This window comes from Meridianimaribacter flavus (assembly GCF_004366715.1).
Lineage (GTDB): Bacteria > Bacteroidota > Bacteroidia > Flavobacteriales > Flavobacteriaceae > Gaetbulibacter_B > Gaetbulibacter_B jejuensis.
Window position 1 is genome coordinate 349,872 of the sequence record NZ_SOQZ01000001.1, and the last position, 12,239, is coordinate 362,110.

General features: G+C 32.8%; 12 protein-coding genes. 4 read left to right on the forward strand and 8 right to left on the reverse strand.

The features are described from left to right. Positions 1-16: 16 nt before the first annotated feature. Positions 17-487, forward strand: coding sequence for a regulatory protein RecX (locus tag A8975_RS01615; protein WP_134198442.1), 471 nt, complete (start codon positions 17-19; stop codon positions 485-487). Between the two features lie 53 nt (positions 488-540). Here A8975_RS01615 and A8975_RS01620 read toward each other — a convergent pair whose 3' ends face one another. The 6 genes from A8975_RS01620 to A8975_RS01645 form a co-directional block, all read right to left on the reverse strand. Then, positions 541-2,697: a T9SS type A sorting domain-containing protein gene (locus A8975_RS01620; RefSeq protein ID WP_134198443.1), complete on the reverse strand. Its 2,157-nt coding sequence runs from the start codon at positions 2,695-2,697 to the stop codon at positions 541-543. Between the two features lie 130 nt (positions 2,698-2,827). Beyond that, entirely contained in the window at positions 2,828-3,319 is a 492-nt protein-coding gene (locus A8975_RS01625; RefSeq protein WP_134198444.1) for a DUF6646 family protein, read from the reverse strand. Positions 3,320-3,354: 35 nt separating this feature from the next. After that, the gene (locus A8975_RS01630) at positions 3,355-4,224 is read right to left on the reverse strand and encodes a cupin-like domain-containing protein (protein ID WP_134198445.1); all 870 of its coding nucleotides are present in this window, start codon (positions 4,222-4,224) and stop codon (positions 3,355-3,357) included. A 264-nt stretch (positions 4,225-4,488) separates the two neighbouring features. Next, positions 4,489-5,925, reverse strand: a complete 1,437-nt coding sequence (locus tag A8975_RS01635; RefSeq protein ID WP_131506249.1) for a flotillin family protein — start codon at positions 5,923-5,925, stop codon at positions 4,489-4,491. A gap of 60 nt (positions 5,926-5,985) precedes the next feature. Next, positions 5,986-6,624 carry a hypothetical protein gene (locus A8975_RS01640; protein ID WP_134198446.1) on the reverse strand — a complete coding sequence of 213 codons (639 nt, stop codon included), beginning with the start codon at positions 6,622-6,624 and terminating at the stop codon, positions 5,986-5,988. 364 nt (positions 6,625-6,988) lie between these two features. Then, positions 6,989-8,806, reverse strand: coding sequence for a TonB-dependent receptor plug domain-containing protein (locus tag A8975_RS01645; protein ID WP_134198447.1), 1,818 nt, complete (start codon positions 8,804-8,806; stop codon positions 6,989-6,991). A gap of 79 nt (positions 8,807-8,885) precedes the next feature. Here A8975_RS01645 and A8975_RS01650 point away from each other — a divergent pair, with 79 nt between their 5' ends. After that, positions 8,886-10,379, forward strand: a complete 1,494-nt coding sequence (locus A8975_RS01650) for a PLP-dependent aminotransferase family protein (RefSeq protein ID WP_134198448.1) — start codon at positions 8,886-8,888, stop codon at positions 10,377-10,379. A gap of 10 nt (positions 10,380-10,389) precedes the next feature. Here A8975_RS01650 and A8975_RS01655 read toward each other — a convergent pair whose 3' ends face one another. Next, entirely contained in the window at positions 10,390-10,803 is a 414-nt protein-coding gene (locus tag A8975_RS01655) for a putative signal transducing protein (protein ID WP_134198449.1), read from the reverse strand. Between the two features lie 106 nt (positions 10,804-10,909). Here A8975_RS01655 and A8975_RS01660 point away from each other — a divergent pair, with 106 nt between their 5' ends. Next, positions 10,910-11,428, forward strand: coding sequence for a DUF2975 domain-containing protein (locus A8975_RS01660; protein ID WP_134198450.1), 519 nt, complete (start codon positions 10,910-10,912; stop codon positions 11,426-11,428). Between the two features lie 2 nt (positions 11,429-11,430). Continuing rightward, positions 11,431-11,637: a helix-turn-helix domain-containing protein gene (locus tag A8975_RS01665; RefSeq protein WP_134198451.1), complete on the forward strand. Its 207-nt coding sequence runs from the start codon at positions 11,431-11,433 to the stop codon at positions 11,635-11,637. Positions 11,638-11,651: 14 nt separating this feature from the next. Here the strand turns inward: A8975_RS01665 and A8975_RS01670 are convergent, their stop codons facing one another. Then, positions 11,652-12,200 (reverse strand): hypothetical protein, encoded by a 549-nt coding sequence (locus A8975_RS01670; protein WP_134198452.1) that lies wholly within the window; start codon positions 12,198-12,200, stop codon positions 11,652-11,654. Positions 12,201-12,239 lie beyond the last annotated feature (39 nt).

The window sequence follows — 12,239 nt, forward strand, 5'->3', positions numbered from 1 at the left end:
TTACTATTTTTGCACTATGCATCGACCAAAAACATATACTCTAGATGAAGCGCAAAAACGGATGGAACGGTATTGTGCGTATCAAGAACGTTGTCATCAAGAAGTGACCAAAAAGTTATATGAAATGCGAATGATTCCTGAGGCAAGAGACAAAATTATTGTGCATTTGCTTGAGCATAATTTTTTAAACGAAGAGCGTTTTACAAAGACGTTTGTTTTAGGGAAGTTTAGAATAAAAAAATGGGGACGTAAGCGCTTAGAGTTAGAGCTTAAAAGACGAGAAATTAGTTCATATAATATCAAGTTAGCATTCAAAGAAATTTCTGATGCTGAATACCTAGAAACCTTTAACCAACTTGCCGAAAAAAAAGTAGCACAAATAAAGGAATCTAACCTTCAAAAGAAAAGAAAAAAACTAGCAGATTATTTACTGTATAGAGGTTGGGAAACCCATTTAGTATACGATAAAGTAAATGAGCTGATATAAAAAAAGCCCTTGAGTAAATACTACAAGGACTTTTTTAAAACCAAAGGTGAAATTTAAAACTGCTTTATGAATTTTTTGGTTAATCTAGTATGGTTTGTTAGGGTTGTTTCTATAATATAATTGCCTTTAGAAAGTTGTGAAGTGTTAATAACAACTTCATTGTTATTGGCTTCAATTTCATTTACTACTTGACCTAAAACGGTATAAAGTTTTACTTGTGCTATGTCTTGAGTTTTGTGTTTAACTTTAATACTCGTTCTGTCTAAATTGTAAATTGAAAAATCATTTATTTCAGCTTCAGAAACACTTAGAGTACTGTTCTCTGTAAAAACTATTTCAAATCTGTTATCATGTTCTCCTGCTATAGCATTAAACGTATAATCAGCTGATGATAAATCATGTTCTATACTTAAAAAATTATCTCTTAAATAAATAGTGTGTGTATTTAAAAAATCGCCTTCAAGCTGAGGTATTGAAATGGTAAATTGAGCGTCTTCAGTTGCTATAAATCCTAAAGGGATTATTTCATTTTCAGTAAGTGTACTAGGCGCTTTACCTTGTATAGCTAGTTTGTGAACATCTGTTTCGTTAATTAGTGAATATAAATAAGCATTAGCACCACTTGCTAGGTTTTTTTCAGCATCATAAAAACTAGAGTCTTCACCATCAGTTGCACCATTAACATAAGCTACAAGAGTTTGATTAAATGCACCATTGTTATTGGTAAGGTTAACCCATAATCTACTTTCGGCTGAAGGACTACAAGAACCTGCATCTCTAAAAAATTGATTGTTACTAATGTCATCTCCCATACGCATGCTGTTGGTAAAGGTTACATTAGCGTTTGCTAAACCTTGAATAAAAAAGCTCTGTCCTGAAGGGATGTATCTACAAGGTACAATACCTGATCCACCTGCAATTTGTCCGCTTCCGTTAATAACAGCATAATCATTGGTGTTAAAGTTTAGTGTTTCATTACCTGTGTTATTACCGCTAGGAGGTGATGCTTGTGACCATAAATAAACTGCGTTAGAGACTACACCTGTATTTTCAGTAAAAAAGGCATCAACACTTATTGCTGAAGGATATGGATTTCCTATCATATTCCAATCGTTATCTCCATTGTCTCCATTATAATATATAGGTGTCGTTATATCTCCTGTGTTAAATGGTCCGCTAAAGGTGTATGGATATGAAGTTCCAGATGAAAACCCACTTGCTGTATGTGTTGCTGCATATCCTGTTCCTGGTTGTAAAACTGTTGCGTCAGAAATACTTTGCCAATCGTTACCATCATCATCAATATTATCATGTCCAGCAACATATGTTCCAGTATTTCCAATTTCATCTAAAACATCAAGATAATTTTGTGCATTATAAACAAAACGATATTGAGATGATGAAAGCGCATCTCCAGCAGTTTCACCAACAACTGGCGAACTCCAATAGGTATAATTGTACCAGTTGTTTAATTGTGCAGTTTGCTTTACAACGTTAGAAGTACCGCCTACATTAACAGTAAATGTACCTGTATCTTCAACTTGCACAAAAGCACCATAATGAGCTACAGTTATTGTTCCATCAACTACTACGTCAGTAGTTACAGAGACATGTGTGTTATCACCAACTGATAATGTATGACCTGCATTAACTTGAAGACTCCACGAGTTTATGTTTCCTTGAAGATTAGTAATATAATCAGCATTTATCTCAACAATACTGTTTTCGTTAGGTTGAGAGTTGCTCCATGAAGTTCCATTCCATGTCGTAGAGTGTCTAACAACTTCACCACTTACAGAAACAGATTCAGAAACAGAAGGGTTTGGTAATAACTCAGGGGCTGAAATTGCTATAGTTCCATTATAGTTTCCAATAACTAGTCCGCTTTCAAGTCTAATGTAAACGATTACGGAGCCAGAGCTAATTAATGCTCCTGGAATAGTAATTTCAGAACTATATCCTGAGTTTTCATTAGTAGAAACCTCATAACCAGTTGGGGCAGTAATGGTGTAAGGTCTACTTAATGAAAACGCATCGGATACTAAAAAAAATTGTGCAGCTGAGGGACCATTTTCATATTCGTATGAAAATCCACTAATTGAAGGTACGCTAACAGTGTAAGCTAAAGCTTTTGCTTGTGTTAATACTCCAAAGCAAAAAGCAATGGTCAATACACGTATAACTCGTAGGTTAAGTAATTTAATTATCATAGGTTAAGTTTGGATTTGGTTAATCGTTGAGTAATTATACAACTTTAGATTAACTCACCTATGAAATGCAATTTGTTTTCGATTAAACGATTATTTGTGTAGGATAAATCTTAATTTATGATGAATAAACTTACAAATTAAATGAAGCTCCAATATTTAAAGCAAACTGATTATGAATGTAATAACTAATGTCAGATTTATCATCACTATATTTTGCTAAAGGGAATGATGCTTCTGTAAAAATTCCAAAACCATCAGTGAAAAAATATCGAGCTCCAACATGACCTCCAAAATTCTTTAAGCTAATGTTTAAACCAGGATAAAGATCAAAATTTTCATCAATATTTACCACATTACCTAAATTAGCATTAAAACGCCCTTTAATATCAAAGCGATCACCAAAACCAGCATCTAAACGATCATCAATTCCTAAAGCATATGTAGAGGATACACCAATAGAGATGTTTTCGCCTAAACCATAGTCGTAACTTATATTAATTCCTGTAGCTTCATCTTGCAAATTCAGTCCGACTTGAAATTTCTGGTCTCCTTTTCCTTTGAATGCTTGTGCATTTACTAATGAAAATGAAATTAATGCAATAAATAAAAATAAGTTTTTCATAATTAAAATGTCTTAAAGTTTTAAGCCTGTAAATATTATAAATTCTTAAGATAGTTATCGGTCTTTGTTATGGCTTTTTCGTTTTTCCAATCTATCCAGTTCTGTCCTTTAATTCTACGCATTATATTATCAAAATGTCTCATAATAAAAATATTGTATAGCGCTTTTGATAAATTTTTAGGACGCTTTGCTATAGATCTTAGACTCATAGAAAAGCCTGGGGTCACATATTTCATGTAATGCCAATAGCCTTCAGGCATATAAAGGACTTCCCCATGGTTGAGTTCAGTAGTGTAACCTTTTGCATGTTGTAATGCTGGCCATTTTTTGAAATCTGGATTGGAAAAATCAATATCTTCTCTTGTGATTAAAGAGTGAGGTACTTTATATAGATACTTGTTTTGTTTTTGGTCAAAAAGGATAATTTGTTTTTTACCTTCAAAATGAAAATGAAAAATATTAGCCAAATCAATATCATAATGCATAAAGGTATAAGAGTCTTCTCCACCAAAAAATAACATTGGTAGTCCTTTCATTAAGCGAATACCAAAATTAGGATAGCTAAAATCTTTTTGAAGTTGAGGTACTTCTTTTAAAATGTTCCAAAGAAAAATACGATAACGTGTAGGTTCTTTTTTAAGTAAATCTACATAGTCGCGCATTTTCATTTTAGCATGTGGCTCGTTAAAACCGTCTTTATAATCAACAGGTCTGTCGTCATAAAGTGGTACGGTTTTATCACCAGCAACCGACTTCATATAGTCTAAATTCCATTTGGAATACGCAGGCCAATCTTCGATAAAACGCTCTATAACCACAGGTTTTTGTGGTTTGTAATAGTGTTTTATGAAATCCTCTTTAGTGATGGTTTTTACTCGAGGGATGTCCTGAAGTTGTAATTTCAATGCTATTAATTTAGAACGCCAAAGTTAAGAAAACGTTACGAAATGAATTACATTGTGTATTGAAAAATTTTACACTGAAAAGAATTACAGCCATTTAGATTCATTTTCGGTTGGATCCAAAATATCAATTTGCAAGACTTCGGCTAAATGTTTAGCTACTTCAAAAGCATCGTCTTTGTCAGTTGTTAAGTTGTCTTTAATCTTTTCTTGTAAAGAGGTTTAGTGCTTAATAAAAAAATCCGCTAAGTAGCGGATTTTCAATGTTTAGTTTTTATCATCTTCCTTTTTGCTAGGTAGAGATTTTGTCTCTTCTGGATCTTTTTTGTCTTTACCTTTAAGATACTCAGGTAAATCCATTCCTGCCATATTAAACATTTCTTGTAGAGGAGGAACAGCTTTGTACATTCCTGAGATAAAGTTAGATGTTGAAGATTTTCCGTCTTTATTACCTCCATTTTCCCAAACAGTTACTTTATCTATCTTAATATTTTTAATGGCTTCAGCTTGTGTTTTTACTAGTTCTGGTAACTTATCAGCAATTAATAAAAGTACAGCGTCTTTAGAGTTGTTACCAGCTGCTTTTACGATTTCATCTAAACCTGCAGCTTGTTTGGTTAATACTTCATAAAGCCCTTTTGCTTCTGCTTGTGCTTTAAACAATATAGCATCTGCCTCACCTTTTGCACGTCTTCTAATGCGTTCCGCTTCAGCTTCAGCATCAATTTCAGCTTTCTTTTTAGCAATTTCAGTAGGTACAATAACATCAGCCATTTGTGATGAGCGTTCACGTTCTGCTCTGGCAGTTTCAGCTTCTTGCTCAGCAGCATACGACTCTTGTAATGCCTTTGCAGCTTGTACTTTCTCTGAAGCAATTGCTACTCGCTCAGCTTCGGCTTCACGTTGACGACGTAAGGAATCTGAATTAGCAACCGAAATTTTAGCTGTATTTTCTCCTTCAACAGCTTTAGCATTTGCAGCGGCAACTTGTGTTTTTTCGTCCTGTACTGCATTAGCTTCACCAATAGCTCCATCTCTGTTTTTCTCAGCAACCGATTTACGAGCAGCATTAATAGCGTGTGCTGCGGCTTCTTTACCTAAAGCTTCAATGTATCCTGATTCATCAACAATATCAGTAATATTTACGTTGATGAGTTTAAGACCAACCTTTTTTAGCTCAGATTCTACAGACTGTGAAATATTGGTTAAGAATTTATCTCTATCAGAATTAATTTCTTCAATATCCATAGAAGCAACTACCAAACGTAACTGACCAAAAATAATTTCTTTAGCAAGTTCTTGAATGTCTTGTAAGCCTAAACCTAATAAACGTTCTGCAGCATTTTGCATTACTCCAGGTTCAGTAGAAACACCAATGGTAAAACGCGATGGTACATTTACACGAATGTTTTGTTTAGAAAGTGCGTTTACTAAATTTACTTCAATAGAAATTGGTGTTAAATCGAGATATTCATAATCTTGAATTACAGGAACTATAAAAGCAGCTCCACCATGAATACATTTGGCAGATTTTCCGCCTCCAACTTTTCCATAGACTACAAGTATTCTATCTGATGGACAACGTTTGTAACGCTTAATAAGGATAACTAAGGTTAAAACTATAAATAGTGCTACAAAAATAAGTAGCATTGGACCGCCTAAACTTTCAACGTTGAAGCTTTCCTGAAGGGTTAGAAATTTCATTTGAGTCATTTTAAAGATTTAATAGATTGTGTTATGATTTTATGATAGATTAATAGTGTGTTACTCAATTAAGTTGTTGTTACCGTTATTGAGTTTTTGACGCTCAGCAACTGAGGGTTCAATTGGTTTTCTGGTTTGGTCAACAATAAGAATACCGTTAGAGGTAACGTCTACAACTTTAATAATTGTTCCAGATTTTAATTCGGTTAACGAGTCGGTTAAAGCGTCTAATTCACGCACAGTTCCTTGTACATTTACGCTTACTTTACCCATACTAGAGCGATCTGCACCAATAGTAAGGTAAACTTCACCAACTGCATCTATAGCATTTTTATAGTTAAGAGTTCCGCTATCGCTAAGCTTACTTATAAAATGAAACATTGCAGCCATGATTAGCATCATGAGTAAACCGCTAATCACAGAAATAATTATGGTTGTAGGTTTAGAATATCCTGCATTTAAACAAGCAATTCCACTCCAGCCAAAAATAGTAAAGAACCCAACCAAATTTTTGAATGTGATAAACTGAAAACCTGCGCCTATGTCGCTATCGATATCAGTGTCAATATCGCCTAAGTCATCAGCATCACCTCCCAAAAAGGCCATAAACATTACTGCCAAAAATACAACAGAACCTATAATGGCAACTACCCAATATACTTTAGGCAAAAATTCTAAATTTGAAAACCACTCTGTCATATTTTAAAGATTTTAAATGCGTTAATAAATATACAATCATTGTAAGATTATTCTATCTTATTTTTGAAAGTTTTCGACAAAGTTTAGCCACCTTATAGACTTACATAGTCTTGGATGTTTTTTGAAATCTTTTTTTGGATAGTGAATTATCCAAAATTTAGGAATGTCAATAGTATAAATTTAAGATGGTTAGTCTTGGCGGTTTTTAAACCATATTTTTTGAGCTCTAAAAAAGGAAGGTGTAAAAACTACTTTCAATATATCAGTAGTTTACAATTTAATTTTGTTACATTTTTGAAATAAATTAAATAAAAAATTCCTGTCTGAAATAGACAGGAATTACATTTAATGCGTTTACTTGTTTTTATCTAAAGTTATAACGCAACCCAAATAATACATTGCTTGGAGGCATTGGAACAAATCCTGACTCAATGTAATCTACATCAAAAATGTTGTTTGCAGTTACACTAAACTCAGCAGATTTTACTTTTACAATAACTGATGCATCCCAAACATTGTAAGTTTGTCCTGTAGTACGTTCGGCATATTTATAAACTATGTTTTGTCTTACATTTTTAAATAATTGAGAGCTAAACCTAGTAATGTATTGGTGTTTTAATGTGTTTAATGAGTAACGTGATAAATCTTCGTTTTGATCTAAAATGTTATCATCTAAGTATGAATAGCCAAAGCCTAATGTTTGTTTATAGTTATTAATGTTGAAGTTATAGGCAGCATCAAACTCTAGTCCTTTGGTATTAACTTCGGTAATATTGGTAGCTGTGAAAGTGTCTTCAGACACGTCTGTTCTTACATAATCAATTAAATTTTTTGCATCTCTGTTAAACGCTGCAATGCTAGCTGTAAGTTTTGCTGAAGTATATTTAAGACCTACTTCTTGTGCAAAAGCTTCTTCGGGTTCTAAGTTAGAATTTCCTTGGGTAACAGGGTCGCTATAATACAAGTCAGTGTAAGTAGGAATACGATAGGTATATCCAATATTTCCGTAAGCTTTTAAACGGTCTGAAATGTCATAACCAATATCTAAACCTGGAAATGCATGAAACTTAAAATCGGAAAAGTAAGTTAGTGCAACACCAGGAGTAACATCTAGTTTGTCATTAGCAAATTTAAATTGATGTTCAACAAAAGCTGTAGCCATAAAGCGGTTACGTTGTCCAAGGTTATTACTACTAATGTAAACTTGGGATAAATCGATACCAAATCCTGTTACACCTGCTTTTGAAGTATAAGATGCATTGGCTTCAGCTCCTATTTTGTTTGTAATATGAAGGTTTCTGTAAAAACTAGGTTCTTCTCTACGTAGTAAAAAGAGGTCTTGGTTTCTTTTCCAGTAAACCCTTGGTTGTATCTTTAATTTGTTTGAAGCAAATTTTGTTGTAAATGCTAAAAGGCTATTTTGAGTTTCTTCGTACTCAAAAAATGTTGGGTTTGTGGTGTAAAAATTTTGAGCACCAAACTTTCTATCCATAAAGGTAGCAAGCATTTCAATAGGTTTATGTTTAGTATTGAAAATACTTTTCAAAAAGAAATTGGTGTTATCATAATCGGTATTTGTGCGATATCCATCCGAAGTCATTTTTCCTGCATGCACTAGGTGTTGAGAATTTTCAAGCGAACTAGCAGCGGTTATTGAACCGTTAAGTTGACCGAAAGAACCTGCTTCTGCATTAACAGACACTGATGTGTCTAATTTGTTTTTGGTAACAATATTGATGGCACCATTAAAGGCGTTTTGGCCAAATATTCTAGCAGCAGGACCTTTAACAATTTCAATACGCTCAATAACTTCTAGCGGAAGTGCAGCATTCATAGTATGATGACCTGTTTGAGCATCGTCCATTTTTATACCATCAATTAGTAATAAGGTTTGATCAAAACCACCACCTCTTATGTATAAATCGGCTTGACTGCCTCCAGTACCACGACGTCTAATGTCAACTCCTGCAAATTGCTGAAGTAAATCAGCAACATTAGTTGCTGCGCTATTTTTTATATCCTTACTTGATATAACAGTAATGGTTCTTGAGTTTTCTTTAAACGGAACATCGATTCGTGTTGAAGTTATTACAACCGAGTCTAGATTTTGTTCCTCTAGTTCTTGAGCTTGTATTGATAATGAAAAAATAAAAAGTACAGTAAATAAAGAGATTGCTCTCATAATATAAATAGTTTTCGTGTTTTTAACGCTGCAAAAGTCGTAACTTTCCGGATCATTAAAATAGTCCAGTTTTAAAACAATGAGTAGTCCGGTTGAAGACAATCTTAAATCCTTAATTACATTTGATAAAGCGTCAAGTACTTCGGTTTATATTCAAATTGCACAGCAAATGGTAAATGCTATCCAAAGAGGTTATTTACATGAAGGAATAGCACTTCCAGGAACACGAAAATTTGGTGAGATATTATCTATTAATAGAAATACAGCTGTTGCTGTTTATGATGAGTTAGCATCGCAAGGTTGGGTTGATATTGTACCCAATAAAGGAACGTTTGTACTGATGCCAGAGCAAAAAACTGCTGCTATTAAAGCAGCATCGCAAAGTATTGAACACTTAACAGCATATCCAGAAACTACAGGTTTTCCGTTTCAACTGTCTTTCAATTTGGCTTCTACCGAAGAAACAACACAATGTAATTATGTGATTAACGATGGTCAACCAGATTTAAGGTTGCATCCTACGCATCAGTTTTCAAGATGGTATAGTGCTTCTATGAAACGAACTGCTTTAATTTCTAAATGGAATCAAACTCACGAGCAATCGCATTCAACATTCAATATACAATTGTGTAATTACCTTAATGCTACACGTGGGTTTCATATAAAACCGCATAACATTTTAAGTACAAGAAGTACTGAAATGAGTTTGTACATTGTATCTCGACTACTTATTCAACAAAATGACATTGTACTTGTAGGCGATTTAAGTCACTACAAGTCTAATATGATTTTTCAACAGGCAGGAGCAACGCTAAAGACAATTCCTGTTGATGCTAATGGTATTGATGTAGATTTTATTGAAAGACATTTTACCAAAGGAAGCATACGTTGCGTTTATGTTTGTGCGCATAGGCAGTATCCAACTACAGTAACACTTTCTGCTGAAAGACGTTTAAAGCTATTACAGTTAGCAAAGGTTTATGGTTTTGCTATTATTGAAGATGATTTTGACTACGATTTTCAATTTGATGGGTCTGCAATGTTACCAATGGCAAGTGCAGATGCTGAAGGTGTTGTTATCTATTTAGGACGATTGGGTCAGTCGTTTTTCCCAAGTTTTCAAGCTGGTTTTATAGTAGCTCCTCAAACTATTATTAAAGAAGTGAACAATTACTTGCAAATTTTGGATAAGCAAGGTGATTTAATTCAAAAGCAAATGCTTGCAGAACTTATTAATGAAGGTGAGATACACCGTTTAATTAAAAAGAATATTACCATTTATAAAGCAAGACGCGATTATTTAATTTCTTGTTTACAACATCATTTTAGCGATGACTTGTATTGGAAAGTGCCTACTGGTGGCTTAGCCATTTGGTTACATTTTAAACCTAGTATATCGCTTGCTAAACTTGCTGAAAAAACTAAAGCGCGAAATTTATTGTTGCCAAAAACAATACTGTATCAAAGCAAAACTATTTGCGCTATTAGGTTTGGCTATGGACATTTAAATGAAGATGAAATAACTGCAGTCGTTACTATTTTAAAAGAGTCTTACACGGCAATTGGCAATTAAAGGTTTGTAGTTATTTTATATCAAATTCAGTATTGCATTCCTCACATCTGTATTTGTCTTTTGCATAAAATGGGAGAGTACTAAATAAAAACCCAATAAGGAAAGAGAAAAATGATTTAAAATCTTTAATAGTTGAAAACAACATTACTTTACTACTATTGCAGTTAGGGCATTGTATAGCGTTACCATCGTCATCTATCGAATATTTATTAATGGTTTCTAAAATATGTTGTGCTTTTAAAGCATCTTTAGCGAGTACTTTTAACTTAACACCACCAATAGCATTGCTAACCAAAGGATCAGTATCTATAGTTAAATGATCACTTAAAAAGACTTCAATACCTTCAGATTCTAAACGTCCTTTTATAATTTGCGCTTCTGTAGAATACTGAAATTTTGCAATGGTTTTAAAGGTTGATGACATATTTGTTTTTAAATTGATTATAAATATAGCTTTTTAGATTTTGATTAAAATTATTGTTTTTCGATAATTTTTTATACATTTGTTATTGTTAAACGATAATTTAAGAATGAAGTCATTACAAGTTTTTAAAATAATGCATGTGATATCGTGGATTATTTTTATAGGATTAAGTATTAAGGCAGGTGCATTAATAATCTCATTTATTGTTAGCATTTTTGTGGATGAATTTGCGTCAAAGAACCTTTACCTTGGGTTAGATTTATTAAATGTGTACAACTTTAGTGTGTTTCATTACTCGAGCATAATTGTATTCTATATTCTTACCGCAATACTGAAAGCCTATTTATTCTATTTGTTAATTAAAGTGTTTAGGCATTTAGATGTCAACAATCCGTTTAATTTAACAGTTGCAAAAACAATTACTAAAATTAGTTATGTCTCATTTTGTATAGGCTTAATTGCAGCACTAGCTTATGGATATACTATATGGCTTTCTCAAAAAGTGTTTTTTGCATTTAACTGGAATGCTTCAGGATTTCTTTTTATGGCTGGAGTTATATTTATAATTGCCTTTTTATATAAACGCGCTGTTGAATTACAAACAGAAAACGAATTAACCATATAATTATGCCAATAGTAGTCAATCTAGATGTTATGCTAGAAAAAAGAAATATGAGAAGCAACGAGTTGGCAGAAATTATAGGTATTACTACAGCAAACCTCTCTATTTTAAAAACAGGAAAAGCAAAAGCGATTCGGTTTTCAACTTTAGAAGCAATATGTGAAGCTTTGGATTGCCAGCCTTCAGATATTTTGGAGTATACTAAAGATTGAAACAATATAGGGTGTCACAGATATTTAACCTGTTTTGTTTCTCTATATACATCTTTATTTACCCACCTATGGTTGCCTCTTTCACGAGCGTCTAACAAATCAATGTTTAATTTATCAGAAAAAATAAAGGCCTTTTCAATAACTGAATCATAATCATCAAGTAAAAAAAGGTTTAAAAATTTATTGTTTCCATACCATAAGTTTACTTGGTAACTACCTCGGGAACTAAACATTGAAATGTAATTTAAGTCTTCAAGATTTTGCCATTTTTCATTATGATTAAATATACCTATAGCGTAGGAATGTTTTATTTTATGCTCACTGAAGTTAAAATGTATTGAATGTTGTGCTACAATTGGAGTAAAGCAATAAATAAGCGTTATGAAAATTAAAATAGAAAAAATAATCATTTTAATAATATCAGAAGATGTTAAGCTTTGAATAATATTACTACTAAAAAAGAAGTACATAAGACCAAAAAATGATGTAAAAATTAGTGAAAAAACAATACGGTAAAACCAAGGTACATTAGGTTCTTTAATTATAAATTCACTTTTATACATATTAGTAAATGTACTGGTTTAGGTTAAATTATGAGTCAT